Consider the following 15,007-nt stretch of genomic DNA (forward strand, 5'->3'; position numbering starts at 1 on the left):
CGCCCGCTATCCCTTCGCCTTGGCCGGGGCCTTCTTCGCGGCGGGCTTCTTGGCCGCCGCGGTCTTCTTCTCGGCCGTCGGCTTCTTCTCCGCCGCCTTGCGCGTGGTCGTCCGCTTCGGGGCCGGGCCCTTCGCCCGCTTCTCCGCCAGCAGCTCGGCCGCACGCTCGTCGGTCAGCTCCTCGACGCTGTCGCTCTTGCGCAGCGACGCGTTGTACTCGCCGTCGGTGACGTACGGGCCGAACCGGCCGTCCTTGACCACCATCGGCTTGCCGGACACCGGGTCGTTGCCCAGCTCCTTCAGCGGCGGCGCGGACGCGGCCGACTGGCGGCCCCGCTTCTTCGGCTCCGCGTAGATCTTCAGCGCCTCGTCCAGCGTGACGGTGAAGATCTGGTCCTCGTTGGCCAGCGACCGCGAGTCCGTGCCCTTCTTCAGGTACGGGCCGTAGCGGCCGTTCTGCGCGGTGATCTCCGCCCCCGACTCCGGGTCGGTGCCCACCACGCGCGGCAGCGACAGCAGCTTGAGCGCCTCGTCCAGGGTCACCGTGTCCAGCGACATGTCCTTGAACAGCGAGCCGGTCCGCGGCTTGGCCGCCTTCTTGCCGTTCGACCCCTCCGGCGGCTCCGGCAGCACCTCGGTGACGTACGGGCCGAAGCGGCCGTCCTTGGCCACGATCTCGTGCCCGGTCACCGGGTCGTTGCCCAGCGAGCGGCCCTCCATCGGGGTGGCGAACAGCTTCTCCGCCACCTCCTGGGTCAGCTCGTCCGGCGGCATGCCCTCGGGCAGGTTGGCCCGCTGCGACTCGCCGTCGACCTCGCGCTCCAGATACGGCCCGAAGCGGCCCACCCGCACGACCACGGTGTGGCCGTTCTCGTCGGTGAACATCGGGATGGAGTTGACCTGGCGCGGGTCGATGCCCTCGACGCTGGCGTCGATCAGCTTCTTCAGGCCGCCGCCGCGGCCGACGGAGCCGTCCGGGCCGATGTCGCCGCCGAAGTAGAAGCCGGTCAGCCAGCTGGTGCGGTGTTGGTCGCCGGCGGCGATCCGCTCCAGCTCGTCCTCCATGGCGGCGGTGAAGTCGTAGTCCACCAGCCGCTCGAAGTGCTGCTCCAGCAGGCCGACCACGGCGAAGGCCACCCAGGACGGGATCAGCGCCGAGCCGCGCTTCCACACGTAGCCGCGGTCCTGGATGGTCTTGATGATCGTCGCGTACGTGGACGGCCGGCCGATGCCCAGCTCTTCCATCGTCTTGATCAGGCTGGCGTCGGTGTAGCGCGGCGGCGGGCTGGTGGTGTGGCCGTCCGGGGACAGCTCCACCGCGGTCACCGCCTGGTCCTTGACCAGCTGCGGCAGCCGCCGCTCGGCGTCGTCGGCCTCGCCGCCGGCCTCGGAGTCGATCGACTCGACGTAGGCCTTGAGGAAGCCGGCGAAGGTGATCGTGCGGCCGGAGGCGGCGAACGTGCACTCCTCGCCGGTGCCGGAGGTGCCGGCGATGCGCACGCTCATCGTGGTGCCGCGGGCGTCGTTCATCTGCGACGCGATGGTCCGCTGCCAGATCAGCTCGTACAGCCGGAACTCGTCGGCGGCCAGCTCGTTCGCGACCTCGCCGGGGGTGCGGAACACCTCGCCGGCGGGGCGGATCGCCTCGTGCGCCTCCTGCGCGTTCTTGACCTTGCGGGCGTACTGGCGCGGCTTGTCGGAGACGTACTGCGCGCCGTAGAGCTGCGTGGCCTGGGCCCGCGCGGCCGCGATCGCCGACTCCGACAGCGTGGTCGAGTCGGTACGCATGTAGGTGATGTAGCCGTTCTCGTACAGCCGCTGCGCGGTGCTCATCGTGCGGTCCGCGGAGAAGCGCAGCTTGCGGCTGGCCTCCTGCTGCAACGTGGACGTCATGAACGGCGCATAGGGTCGCCGGGTGTACGGCTTCTCCTCGACCGAGGTGACCTTGAGGGTGGCGTTGGCCAGCCCGTCGGCCAGCCGCCGGGCCTCCGCCTCGGTCAGCACGCGCACGTCGCCGGAGCTCTTCAGCTTGCCGTCCGGGCCGAAGTCGCGGCCGGTGGCCAGCCGCACGCCGTCCACCTGCACCATCCGGGCCGCGAACTGGCGGGGGTCGGCGTCCGCGCCGGCATCCAGCTGCGCGCCGATGTCCCAGTACGAGGCCGTGACGAAGCGCATCCGCTCGCGCTCCCGCTGCACCACGATGCGGGTCGCCACCGACTGCACCCGGCCCGCCGAGAGCTTCGGCATGACCTTCTTCCACAGCACGGGTGAGACCTCGTAGCCGTAGAGGCGGTCCAGGATGCGCCGGGTCTCGTAGGCCTCGACCAGGTCGGTGTCCAGGTCACGGGGGTTGGCCGCGGCGGCGAGGATGGCCGGCTCGGTGATCTCGTGGAAGACCATCCGCCGGACCGGCACCTTGGGCTTGAGCGTCTCCAGCAGGTGCCACGCGATGGCCTCGCCCTCGCGGTCGCCGTCTGTCGCCAGGTAGAGCTCGTCGACGTCCTTGAGCTTCTCCTTCAGCTCGGTGACCGTCGACTTCTTGTCCGGCGTGACGATGTAGACCGGCTCGAAGCCGTGCTCGATGTCCACGGCGAGGTTGGCCCAGGGCTCGCCCTTGTACTTGGCCGGGATCTCCGCCGCCTTGCGCGGCAGGTCCCGGATGTGCCCCTTCGAGGACTCCACGACGAAGTTGCGGCCCAGGTAGGAGGCGATTTTACGGGCCTTGGCAGGCGACTCGACGATCACCAACCGGCGGTGGCCGGACCCGTTCGCCCCGGCACCGCTCTTGTTCGCCTTTGTCGATCCAGCCACGCCGTCCCGCTCTCTTTTCTACCTGTGTCCCCAGCCCGCCACTATGCACCGTCGCACGCCGGTGCCACGCAACACCGTGACGGACAGAGTGACATAACACAGCGCCGGCACCCATCAGGAGTAGTCCCCGACACCTTGTTGGAGGACAAACCCTGCCGAAACGGCCCGTTCCGGAGGATACCCTCCGAAACGGGCCGTACCGGTTTCGTAAATCAGCCCACGCCGTTGGCCACGGTCTCCGCCGGGGAGTCCGCGATCGACGTGCTGCGGCGCTTGGACACCACCACCGCGGCGATGATGACCACGACCGCCGCGATCGAGATGACGATCCGGATCGCCTGCGGGGCGTCCGGGGCGGCCAGCGCCACGATCGCCGGCGCGATCAGCACCGAGACCAGGTTCATGACCTTCATCAGCGGGTTGATGGCCGGGCCCGCGGTGTCCTTGAACGGGTCGCCGACGGTGTCGCCGATGACCGTCGCGGCGTGCGCGTCGGAGCCCTTGCCGCCGTGGTTGCCGTCCTCGACCAGCTTCTTGGCGTTGTCCCAGGCGCCACCGGAGTTGGCCAGGAACACCGCCATCAGCGTGCCGGTGGCGATGGCGCCGGCCAGGTAGCCGGCCAGCGGGCCGACGCCGAGCCCGAAGCCGACCGCGATCGGCGCCAGGATTGCCAGCAGGCCCGGGGTGGCCAGCTCACGCAGCGAGTCGCGGGTGCAGATGTCCACGACCTTGCCGTACTCCGGGCGGACGGTGCCGTCCATGATGCCGGGGTTGTCCCTGAACTGGCGGCGCACCTCGAACACGATCGCGCCGGCGGCCCTGGTCACGGCGTTGATCGCCAGGCCGGAGAACATGAACACCACGGCCGCGCCGATGATCAGGCCGACCAGGGTGCTCGGCGTGAACACCGCGAACGCCGCGTTCACGTTCGAGGCCACCACGTCCAGTCCGGCGCCGTTGACGTACGAGCCGAACAGGGCGGTCGCCGCGAGCACGGCGGTCGCGATCGCGATGCCCTTGGTGATCGCCTTGGTGGTGTTGCCCACCGCGTCCAGCTCGGTCAGGATCTTCGCGCCGTCCTCGCTGACCTCGCCGGACATCTCGGCGATGCCCTGCGCGTTGTCGGAGACCGGGCCGAAGGTGTCCATCGCGACGATGACGCCGACCGTGGTGAGCAGGCCGGTGCCGGCCAGCGCCACCGCGAACAGCGCCACCGCGACGCTGCCGGAGAGCAGGAACGCGCCGTACACGGCGGCGCCGATGACGATCGCGGTGTAGACGGCGGACTCGAAGCCGACCGAGATGCCGGACAGGATCACCGTGGCCGCACCGGTCAGCGAGGTCTCGCCGACGGTCTTGACCGGCTTGTGCTCGGTGCCGGTGAAGTAGCCGGTCAGCCACAGGATGATCGCCGCAAGCACGATGCCGATGATCACCGCGACCGCCGCGATCAGCGCCGGGTTGCCGCCGTCGGAGATTCCGTGGTTGAGCTTGGCGAAGGTGCTCGGCAGGTAGGCGAAGGCCGCGATGGTGCACAGCACCGCGGAGATCACCGCGGAGATGTAGAACGAGCGGTTGATCGCCGACAGGCCGTTCTCGCCCGGCCGGGCCTTGGTGATGTAGACGCCGATGACCGCGGTCAGCACGCCGATGGCCGGCACGATCAGCGGGAACAGCAGGCCCTGCGAGCCGAAGGCGACCGAGCCGAGGATGAGCGCGGCGACCAGCGTCACCGAGTACGACTCGAACAGGTCGGCCGCCATGCCGGCGCAGTCACCCACGTTGTCGCCGACGTTGTCGGCGATGGTCGCGGCGTTGCGCGGGTCGTCCTCGGGGATGTTCTGCTCGACCTTGCCGACCAGGTCGGCGCCCACGTCCGCGGCCTTGGTGAAGATGCCGCCGCCGACACGCATGAACATGGCGAGCAGGGCGGCACCGAAGCCGAAGCCCTCCAGCACCTTGGGGGCCTGGCCGGCGAAGGACAGCACGACGAGGGAGGCGCCGAGCAGGCCGAGGCCGACCGTGCTCATGCCGACCACACCGCCGGTGCGGAAAGCTACGCGCATCGCCTTCTCGCGACCGCCCTCGGACTCGTTGGCGGCGGCGGCCACGCGCAGGTTCGCGCGGGTCGACAGCCACATGCCGAGGTAACCGATGGCCGCGGAGAACACGGCGCCGATGATGAAGAAGACAGAGCGGCCGATGCGTTCGCCGATACTGTCCGCGGGAAGGAAGAACAGCAGCACGAAGACGATGACCACAAAGATGGCCAGCGTGCGGAACTGCCGGTTGAGATAGGCCGCGGCGCCCTCTTGAACGGCCTTCGCGATGTCCTGCATCTTCGGGGTGCCCTGGCCGGCGGCCAGCACCTCCTTGCGCAGCACGAACGCGATGGCCAGGGCGATGATGGCGACCACGGCGACCACACCGACGATGGTGTAGTCACCCCCGGACAGCGTTAGACCGCTGTCCGCGAGTTGAAGCCGGGACATCCGTCCTCCTGGTGACGTCATGCGTGTTACAGCCGTCAGCGCCAGGAGCCGGTGTCGTGCGTCGGCTCCGACGCAGCGTGTGCACCCTCACACAAGGGTGCGATGCCGGCGGAGTCTATTGGTACGTCAAGGCGGCCAGACGATCAGTCCCGATCCGTTCACAGTCCGTTATCTACTTCGGGCTCTGTGAATCGATACAGGACACATCTGCGCCGCCTGGCGCGATGTGGCCGTGACCACCTTCCGTGAATGCCCACTCGGCCGGTCGAGTGGTGTCGCACCTGTGTGCGAAGCTCGGGGCTGTGGGCGGAACCGAGCGTGGTCGCGAACTGCTGCGGCGCGTCCTGGCCGGGGTCCCGGCGGGCGAGTCGCCGCTGACGCACGTCACCGACCAGCCCGAGCGGCGCGGCCGGCACGCCGACTGGCCGGCGTGGGCCGATCATGGGCTGGTCAGCGCGCTGCGCGAGGGCGGCGTCGAGCGGCCGTGGACGCACCAGGCGCGGGCCGCCGAGCTCGCCTGGTCGGGAAAACATGTGGTCCTCGCCACAGGGACGGCGTCCGGGAAGTCGCTCGGGTACCAGCTGCCGGTGTTGAGCCGTCTGGCTGAAGACCCGCGGGCGACCGCGTTGTACCTGGCCCCGACCAAGGCGCTCGGCGCCGACCAGCTCCGGTCCGTGCGGGCGTTCGACATCGAGGGAGTGCGCGCCGCGTCGTTCGACGGCGACACCCCGATGGTCGAGCGGGACTGGGTGCGGGCGCACTCCCGCTGGGTGTTCACCAACCCCGACATGCTGCACCGGGGCGTGTTGCCCAACCACGCCCGTTGGGCGACGTTCTTCCGCCGGCTGACCTACGTGGTCGTCGACGAGTGCCACTCCTACCGCGGCGTCTTCGGCTCGCACGTGGCGCTGCTGCTGCGCCGCCTTCGTCGGGTCGCCGCCAAGTACGGGGCCTCACCCGTCTTCGTGCTGGCTTCGGCCACCGTCGCCGACCCGGCCGGCTCCGCCGAGCGGCTCTGCGGCCTCTCGTTCGAGGCCATCGACGAGGACGCCTCGCCTCGGGGTGAGCGGACCGTCGCACTGTGGGAGCCGCCGCTGCTGGAGGAACTCGCCGGCGAGAACGGCGCCCCCATCCGTCGGGCCGCCGGCACCGAGGCCGCCCGCATCCTCGCCGACCTCGTCATCGAGAAGGCCCGCACCCTGGCGTTCGTGCGCTCCCGTCGCGGCGCCGAGCTGACCGCGCTGGCCGCCCGTCGCATCCTGGCCGAGGTGGATGACGATCTCGTCGGCCGCGTCGCCGCCTACCGCGCCGGTTTCCTGCCCGAGGAGCGCCGAGCGCTGGAGCGTTCACTCGCCGAGGGCCAACTTCTCGGCGTCGCCACCACCAACGCCCTGGAACTCGGCGTCGACATCGCGGGGTTGGACGCCGTCGTCGTCGCCGGCTATCCCGGCACCCTCGCGTCGTTCTGGCAGCAGGCCGGTCGCGCCGGCCGTACCGGCGACGGTTCGCTGGTCGTGTTCGTGGCCAGGGACGATCCGCTCGACACGTACCTCGTGCACCATCCCGCCGCCGTGCTGGACAAGCCCGTCGAGGCCACCGTGCTCGACCCCGTCAACCCGTACGTGCTGGCCCCACAGCTCGCCTGCGCCGCCTCCGAGCTGCCGCTCACCCCGGACTGCCTCGCCACCTTCGGCGGTGCCTCCCGGGAGATCGTCGACGACCTGGTTCGCGACGGCCTGCTCCGGAAACGCCCCACCGGCTGGTACTGGACCTCTCGGGAGCGTCCTCACGCCGGTGTCGACATCCGCGGCTCCGGCGGCGAGCAGATCGCCGTCGTCGAGGGCGATTCCGGGCGCATGCTCGGCACCGTCGACCCCGGCTCCGCCACCTGGCAGGTCCATCCCGGCGCGCTGTACCTGCACCAGGGCACCTCTTACGTCGTCGACGTGCTCGACCTGGAGGACGGGTTGGCGTTGGTGCACGCCGAGGACCCCGAGTGGACCACCCAGCCCCGCAACGTCGTGGACATCTCCGTCGTCCACACCGCCCAGCAGGAGCGCTTCCCCGACGGCGTCACCGTCTGCCTCGGCGAGGTCGACGTCACCTCACAGGTCGTCGGTTACCTGCGCAAGCTCCCGTCCGGCCGGGTCATCGACCAGGTGCCGCTCGACCTACCGTCGCAGACCCTGCGCACCCGGAGCGTCTGGTACACCGTCAGCGAGGACCTGCTCGCCGCTGCCGGCATCGATCCGCCGCGTGTGCCCGGCGCCCTGCACGCCGCCGAACACGCCGCCATCGGCCTTCTGCCCTTGTTCGCCACCTGCGACCGCTGGGACATCGGCGGCGTTTCCACCGCCATGCACCCCGACACCGGCGCTGCCACCGTGTTCGTCCACGACGGCCACCCCGGCGGCGCCGGCTTCGCCGACCGCGGCCACGCCGCGCTGGTTCCCTGGCTCACCGCCACCCGCGAGGCCATCGCCTCCTGCGAGTGCCTGATGGGCTGCCCCTCCTGCGTCCAGTCCCCCAAGTGCGGCAACGGAAACGAGCCCCTGGACAAGGAAGGGGCCGTAGCGGTCCTGACCGCTGTCCTGGATGTGATCACGCCGAAGTAGTCGGGCCGGGGAGATAGTCGGGCCGGCGATTGCGCTTTTCGGCTGTCCGTAACGTCATGGGGCACCGGGGGGCGCCTTTCGGCGCGCACCCCGGTGCACTCCATACCGCCGAACACTCGGCCATCGCCTGCGACCGCGTTGTGTGAGCGACCGTCGAGGGTGGTGTGCCGACCGCGGTGCGCTCGCGGACACCAGGGAGGCGGTGGTGTCCGGCGCGGCGGTCGCCCTCGGGGACCGGCGGGTATGGTCCCGTCCCGGTCGCTACCGGGAGGCGATCTTTCGGTGCTGGTGTTCGGCTGTGCACCTGTCCCGCGTCCGCGTCGCCCACGAGCGGGAACGGCGGGCGGACGGTCGGGCAGGGTTGGTGCGGTGGCTGCGTCGGGTCCCGCGCTCGGGGTAGTCGCGGGAGGACGTCACGGGGCCCGGCGCAGCCGGCAGGGCGATCAGAAGGAGTCGGCCGCCACGAGACGCTGGGCGGAGGTACCCAGCATCTCGCCGACGTGATCCGGTCGGGTGGCCTCGACGAGGGCCTCCTGCACGACCTGGGAATCCGGCAGCGACCAACCGCAGACCTCGGGCTTCACCCGCCAGTGCACGACACCGTGCTGGAAGGGCGTGGGCGGCAACGGGATCCAGCTGTTCAGGCCGTGCAACACGACATCGCCGCGTCCGGCGAGTTCGGCCGACAGCTCCTGGCCCGAGTTGACCAGGAACATCCACTTGCCGGCAGGGGTGGCGGCGATCGGCACCGGCACGCCGGTCGTGCGGAGCACGCTCGCCACGCGACGGCCCAGCTCGGCGTCCACCTCGATGGCGTCCACCACGTAACCGGTGGCGACCAGCAGGCTGTACCGACGCCCGGTCCACCAGGCGGCGACCTGCTCGGGCTTGGTGCCGACCCGGTCGACCCAGTCACGGTGCACCGGCACCGGGCCGGTCTGCTCGACGCCGTCCCTGCCCGCCCACTGCGAGCCCGTCGGATAGGTGCCCGGCAGCACCGGCCATCCGCGCCACGCGAGGCCCATCGCCTCAGCACGCAGCTCGATGCGGAACGCGCCGCGCCAGCTATCCGACCAATCCATCTTCTGTCGCCTCCTTGACTGTCAGGCGCCGTGTCGGCGCCCACAACACACTCAACGGCATCCGGTACCGGGTCCGTAACCCCGCGTCGACCACTGGTAGCTGACGGACGGCGAGTGATGTGTCGAACAGCGATGGGCTGAACGGTGGACGGCAGCCCATCCCGCGCCGACGGGGCAGCGCCGAAGAGTGACGACACGCGGCCAACCGGGTGTGACACCACTCACCGCTGCTGAACGACCGCTCGTCGTGTCATCGCCGGTCAACGGCCGCCGGGCACTTCAGCCGGACCTGCGCGGGCATGGGCGTTGGCCGTGCCGGACAGCACCGCCCATCCCGGCGGGCGGGCCGACACCTCGACGTACGCCTCCCACCCGGCGACGCGACAAGCGGTCGTCGTGGCCGACATCCGCTCGGCGACCCAGCGGGCCCGCTCGCAGGCCCCGTCGGTCCCGGCGGCCAGTTGACCGGCCGCCGCAAGCGCCGCCAGGTCCGCCGCCGCCGCGACCCGATGCCGGGTCAGCACTGCCCCGCCGACCTGGATCCCGAGCACCACGAGCAGCATCAGCGCCGCGATCACCCCGGCGCCGAGCACCGTGGCCACGCCTCGGTCGTCCCGCAACCGCTCGCCCCAGGTTCCCGCGCCACGCCTGCTCTCACCGGAAGCACCGCGACCGCGCTGCCGACCACCCAGACCGCGTCCCCGGCCAGCCAGACCGCGCTGCCGGTCATCCGTCATCGACTCGCCCCGGTCCAATCACTACGACCTCCTCACTGTCGGGCCCGCACACCTGCCGGCCGTCGCACAACGGCGGTGCCGGTAGCGCCGCAGCCACGCCACTCGCTTCGAGCACGCCGCCTCCCTGGTCCTCCGTCAGCCACTCGCCCCCGGTTCAAGCACCGCATAAGCCGTGCCCGACGGGCGCAGCCCGAGCAGCAGCGGCACCGGCTTCGCGGTGACCGTCACGCTGACCTCGTCGCCGTCGACCTTGATCGACACATCGGCACCGTCGGGGCCGAGTTGCTTGGCGGCTTCCTCGCCGCGGCCGCGATCACCCCGGGCGACCAGGCGGGCGACCTCGGCGGCGGCGTCGATGGATCGCATGCCGGCGACCACCGCTCCGATCGCCGAAAAGCCGAGCGCGAGCATGGCGATCACGCCACAGATGGCGATCGCGGCCTCGACGGTGACCGCGCCCCGGTCAGGGCCGAAGCGAGAGCGCACGGTCGATCAGGCCCTCGAGGGCCGAGGCGATCGATTGTCCGCTCACGATCGAATAGAGCGCGATCGCGAACACGGCGGCGGCCACCGTGACGAGGGCGTACTCCGCAGTGGCCGAGCCGTCGTCGGAAGCGAGCAGTGCACGGATCCGGCGCATCAGGGGCCGCATCATTCCTCCTTGTCCGTTGTCACCAGCTGATGAGCAGTCGACCGGCCAGTCCGACCACCACGGGCACCACACCCAGGCAGAGGAAGGCCGGCAGGAAACACAGTCCGAGCGGGCCGGTGATCAACACCGCCGCGCGCTGCGCCCGGACCTCGGCCGTGTCGGCGGCCGTCGCCCTGATCCGTTGCGCCAGCCCGTCGGCGACCTCGGCCAGCGCCGTGCCGGATCGGGCGCTGCGGCGAGCACCCCTCGCCAACGGCTCCGTCGCCGGGTCCGCCAGCGCCGGGGCCCACGCCTGCACCGGGTCCGACCCCAGTGCAAGCAGTTCCGCCGTGCGTCGCAACACGTCCGCACAGCCCGGCGGCGCGACCGAGGCCACGGCTCTGATCGCCGTCGGCACCGGCAGCCCGGCCCGCAGGCTGGCGGCGAGCAGATCCCACGTTGCCGCCAGCGTCAACGGGTCCGGCGGCGGTGGTCCTCGCCGGGTCGTCCGACGGCACCACAGGAATGCCACCACCGACACCACCAGCGCAGGAACCCAGCCGAACAGCATTCCCGCCGGCACCCCGGCGGAGATTCCGACCAGCGCCGGCAGCCACTCGGCCGGCAACCGCGGGCCGTGCCGCGCGGCGGCCTCCGACGGCCCGAAGACGAGCGCCAGCCGAACGCGAGCGGTGATCGGCCCGGGCAGCACCAACAGTGCAAGAGAAAGAAGGAAGGCGGACGCGGCGTACCCGATCATCGGCGGCCCGCCGATTCCGGACCCGCCGCTGACCGCTGTCTCCACACGGCAAGCGCAAGTGTGGTGCATACGGAATCCAGCATCACGGCATACACGGCACGCCGGTGATGACGCCCGGTCCCTCGGCGGCGCACCACCAGCGTCACGATCGCCGAGACCTCGAATACGGGCTCCGGCAAGTCCGAATGCTCCACGGCGCGATGTCTGCCCCCGGACGTCGCTCGCCGACGAACGAGGCGGGCGGCAATGGTCAAGGGACGGAGGGGCTTCGGTGTGACGACCGAGGCGGACTGTCGCACTACTGGATACGTGTTCGGCTGAGTTGAAGCCGTTGTCGTGTGGCTGATCTGGGTGGTCATGGCATCACCGCGTGGTCGGTCAGCTTGGCGCTCCACAGCACGCCGCCGCAGATGAGCAGCGCACCGGTGGCGAGCAGGACCTGGCCGATGGGAGTGTCGGCGAGGACGTGCAGGGGACGGGCGTCGATGGCCTCGCCGAGCAGGACACCGAGTTCGGGCAACACAGCCAGCACGGCGGCGCTCGCCCTGGGGCCGGCCATCCGGGCGTGCACCTGACGGCTGAACTGGAGTCGCTGATCGAGGTCCCGGCGAACCGAGTCGAGCACCTCGGCGAGTGGAACGCCGTGCCGGCCGGCGAGCCGCCAGGCCCGGCCCACCTGTCCGAGCACTCCGGCAAGAGAAGGTTCGTCGGCAGCGCTGCGGACCAACGCGCGGTCGACGTCGCCGCCGAGTCGGGCGGTTTTGGCCACGGCGCTCATCGCCTTTGCCGCCAACGGATCGGCGTCCATGGCCGCCCGCTCGGCGGCGGTGGCCGGATGGGCGCCCACGCGGAGTTCGGCGACCAGAGCGCCAAGCGCGCCAACCATGCCCTCGGCCACCTGCGTTCGCCGCCGACGACTGCGGCGCGAATGCCAACGCCGCCAACAAGTCACGCACAGCACCGCATTGGCCACCGCGCCGCCCGGTCCCAGCACACACCACCCCACGCCCGCCCCGACAACGGCGAGCACAGCATTGGTCGGCCGAGGCAGCCGCCAACGACGCTTGGGTTGCCGTTCCACTGGCATCAGGGCCCGCAACCGGCGCTGCGCGTGTCGCACGGGCCAGACCAGAACGGCGACGGCCAGCAGCGCAACGGAGATGCTCAACACGAGAACCCCCACTCCGCCACCAGATCGACAAGGAGCGACTGCGATGCAGCTTCGCGATACCGGGAAAGGCGGGGTGCCTTCGAGGCAGCAGGCGATCGGTGCGCTGAGGCAGGTGCGTAGCGTGGTCGGGCGGGAGAAAGGCGAGGGATGCCGAGCAGCGGGGCAGGATCGTGATGGCACGCGGCGGTCAGCATGGGAAACCCCGTTCCGCGAGGAGGTCGGCGAGCAGTGACCAGGCCGGGGCCGGTTGGCCGGCGTGCCAGGCGGTGCGGACGACGACCTCGTCACGGTCGCGGGTGACGACGCCGATCTCGGCCAGGCGGCGGACGCCGTCGTGGTGGCGCTTGAGGTGCAGGACGACGTGGATGGCGGCGGCCAGTTGGCTGTGCAGGGCGGACCGGGAGATGCCGCCGAGGGCGGCGAGCGCCTCCATGCGGGCGGGGACCTCGGACGGGGAATTGGCGTGCACGGTGCAGGCGCCGCCGTCATGGCCGGTGTTGAGGGCAGCCAGCAGCTCGCAGACTTCCGCGCCGCGGACCTCGCCGACGACGATCCGGTCGGGGCGCATGCGGAGGGCTTGGCGAACGAGTTCACGAGAGGTGACCTCGCCGGCGCCTTCGACGTTGGGAGGACGGGAGACGAGGCGGACGATCTGGGGGTGATCGGGGTTGAGCTCGCCGGCGTCCTCGATGCAGACGACGCGTTCATGCGCGGGCACCTTGGCCAACAGGGCAGCGAGCAAGGTCGTCTTGCCGGAGCCGGTGGAGCCGATGACCAGGAAGGCGAGGCGGGCTCGGACGATCCGGACGAGCAGCTCCTCGGCGGCGGCGTCGAAGGCGCCGAGGTCACGGAGCGCGGACAGGTCGTGGCCGGCGGGACGGATGACCCGCAGCGACAGGCAAGTGCCGTCGGCGGCGATGGGCGACAGCATGGCGTGCAGCCGAATACCGTCGGGCAGCCAGGCGTCGACGAACGGTTGGGCGTCGTCGAGCCGCCGCCCGGCCGTGAGGGCGAGGCGTTGGGCGAGCTGCCGGACGGAGTCGTCGTCGCGGAAGGCGATCGCGGTGCGGCGGAGGCCGTCGGGGCCGTCGATCCACACCCGGTCGGGACCGGTGACGAGCACGTCGGTCACGCCGGGATCGCGCAGCAGCGGCGCGAGTGGGCCGGTGCCCGAGAACTCCTGGCGCAGCTCTCGAACCGCGCCCAGGGTGTCCAGATCGCTGGCCACGCCGCCGGTTTCGGCCCGGAACGCGTCGGCGACCTTGGCGTCAGTGAGGCCGCCGCCGACCGTGACGAGGCGCTCTCGCACGCGTTCCACCAGGTCACGCCGCATCGGGCACCCCGCACAGGACCTCGACGGCGAGGTCGGCCGCCTCGGCGAGCGGGCCGCGCGGGCGGGCCGGCGGTCGGCCGGCCTCGAGCGCCATGGCCAGGCCGGGTTCGGCCAGCATGCCGGTCAACAGATTCAGGCCGACGGTGCTGGCCACCTCGTCGGCACGCAACCCGCCGGGCGCGGGCCCGCGCACGACGAGCTGCGCTTCCCGGCCCTCCTCGACGAAACGGTCGACCAGCCGGCGCGCGGCGGCGCATGCCCGTAGTTCGGCGGGCATCACGACGACGATCAAGTCGGCCCGGTCCAGCACGACCCGGGACGATTCGGTCTGATGTCGGGGGAGGTCACAGATGACCAGTTCGCCGCTGCGCTTGGCGGAGCTGACCACCGTCGCCACGGCCTGCGGATCGAGGTCGACGTTGGCGCGGTCGCAGGACAGGATCGTCAGCCGGGACTGGCCGCGTTCGCTGCCGGGCAGTGCGGAGTGCAGCGAGGATGCGGCGACCCGACCGGCGCTGAGCTTGAGTTCAGGCCAGCGCAAGCCGTCCAGCCGTTCCGCGCCGAGCACGAGGTCGAGGCCGCCGGCCATCGGATCGCAGTCGACGAGCAGCACTCGGCGACTTCGGCGCAGCGCCGCATAGCCGACCGCGGCGGTGAACACGGAGGCGCCGGCGCCGCCACGACCGCCGATCACGGCCATCACGCGCCCGGTGTCCTTGGCCGGACCCTCAACGGCGTCCGCGATCGCCCCGGCCAGCCAGGACTCCGAGTCCGGCAGGCCCACCACGCGTTCCGCGCCGACGGCGACGCCGTGCTCGAACAGCACGGGCGGCGGCGGCCCGGCGGCGAGCAGCACCACCCCCGGCCTGCGCGGCAATCCGGCCTCGCCGCAGCGCCGCGCGGCGTGCTCGTCCAGCACCACCATCGGCGCGTGCGCCCAGCCGGCCCGGACCGCCGCCACGTCGGCCGCGCGCTCCACCTCGCAGCCGGCGGCCGCGGCGACTCTGAGCAGGTCGTCGAGCAGGTCGTCGTTGTCGACCAGGGCCAGCGGCCGTGCTCGGTCCACGTTCTCCCCCGTCCTCGTCCTGCGGCACGGACGTGCGCCGCGGGACCAGACTCGCCCGGGCGGCGGGCGCGGCGGGGCGGTCGGAGATCCACATGTGGACAACTCGAGGGCTGTGGACAACTCGGCCGTTGTTGATCTCTGCGACCGGAATTGTCAGACCCGCCGGCCATACTGGAGCCGGGCGATACCCGGGCTCCGGACCGTAGATATGGGACGACCCCCGCCAGGGGGGAGGGACGGGGGTCGCCTAGGTTCAGTCCCGGGGGGTTGGACTGAACACGTCCGGATCTGTGGCCGGACCTCTCTACT

General features: G+C 71.3%; 11 protein-coding genes. 1 reads left to right on the forward strand and 10 read right to left on the reverse strand.

The genetic code is table 11. The features are described 5' to 3' along the window. Positions 1-6: 6 nt before the first annotated feature. Positions 7-2,811: a type I DNA topoisomerase gene (topA, locus tag BJ998_RS17515; protein WP_184863002.1), complete on the reverse strand. Its 2,805-nt coding sequence runs from the start codon at positions 2,809-2,811 to the stop codon at positions 7-9. A 212-nt stretch (positions 2,812-3,023) separates the two neighbouring features. Beyond that, complete coding sequence (locus tag BJ998_RS17520) at positions 3,024-5,303, reverse strand: sodium-translocating pyrophosphatase (protein ID WP_184863005.1); 2,280 nt, start codon at positions 5,301-5,303, stop codon at positions 3,024-3,026. A 302-nt stretch (positions 5,304-5,605) separates the two neighbouring features. Here BJ998_RS17520 and BJ998_RS17525 point away from each other — a divergent pair, with 302 nt between their 5' ends. Next, positions 5,606-7,918 carry a DNA 3'-5' helicase SftH gene (locus tag BJ998_RS17525; protein ID WP_312890168.1) on the forward strand — a complete coding sequence of 771 codons (2,313 nt, stop codon included), beginning with the start codon at positions 5,606-5,608 and terminating at the stop codon, positions 7,916-7,918. A gap of 443 nt (positions 7,919-8,361) precedes the next feature. Here BJ998_RS17525 and BJ998_RS17530 read toward each other — a convergent pair whose 3' ends face one another. The 8 genes from BJ998_RS17530 to ssd form a co-directional block, all read right to left on the reverse strand. After that, positions 8,362-9,000 carry a bifunctional DNA primase/polymerase gene (locus BJ998_RS17530; protein WP_184863009.1) on the reverse strand — a complete coding sequence of 213 codons (639 nt, stop codon included), beginning with the start codon at positions 8,998-9,000 and terminating at the stop codon, positions 8,362-8,364. A 260-nt stretch (positions 9,001-9,260) separates the two neighbouring features. After that, positions 9,261-9,620, reverse strand: coding sequence for an Rv3654c family TadE-like protein (locus BJ998_RS17535; RefSeq protein WP_246488614.1), 360 nt, complete (start codon positions 9,618-9,620; stop codon positions 9,261-9,263). 252 nt (positions 9,621-9,872) lie between these two features. After that, positions 9,873-10,223 (reverse strand): TadE family type IV pilus minor pilin, encoded by a 351-nt coding sequence (locus BJ998_RS17540; protein ID WP_312890169.1) that lies wholly within the window; start codon positions 10,221-10,223, stop codon positions 9,873-9,875. Next, complete coding sequence (locus tag BJ998_RS17545) at positions 10,201-10,389, reverse strand: DUF4244 domain-containing protein (protein WP_312890170.1); 189 nt, start codon at positions 10,387-10,389, stop codon at positions 10,201-10,203. The genes BJ998_RS17540 and BJ998_RS17545 overlap by 23 nt, the downstream gene beginning before the upstream one ends. A 19-nt stretch (positions 10,390-10,408) precedes the next feature. Next, complete coding sequence (locus BJ998_RS17550) at positions 10,409-11,173, reverse strand: type II secretion system F family protein (protein ID WP_312890171.1); 765 nt, start codon at positions 11,171-11,173, stop codon at positions 10,409-10,411. 310 nt (positions 11,174-11,483) lie between these two features. Continuing rightward, a complete protein-coding gene (locus tag BJ998_RS17555; RefSeq protein WP_246488615.1) occupies positions 11,484-12,296 on the reverse strand; it encodes a type II secretion system F family protein in 813 nt (270 codons plus the stop codon). Between the two features lie 190 nt (positions 12,297-12,486). Then, a complete protein-coding gene (locus BJ998_RS17560; RefSeq protein ID WP_184863017.1) occupies positions 12,487-13,632 on the reverse strand; it encodes a TadA family conjugal transfer-associated ATPase in 1,146 nt (381 codons plus the stop codon). Next, positions 13,622-14,698, reverse strand: coding sequence for a septum site-determining protein Ssd (gene ssd, locus BJ998_RS17565; protein WP_312890172.1), 1,077 nt, complete (start codon positions 14,696-14,698; stop codon positions 13,622-13,624). The genes BJ998_RS17560 and ssd overlap by 11 nt, the downstream gene beginning before the upstream one ends. Between the last annotated feature and the right edge of the window lie 309 nt (positions 14,699-15,007).

Origin of the sequence: Kutzneria kofuensis, assembly GCF_014203355.1 — a bacterium.
In the GTDB taxonomy this organism is placed as follows: Bacteria; Actinomycetota; Actinomycetes; order Mycobacteriales; family Pseudonocardiaceae; genus Kutzneria; species Kutzneria kofuensis.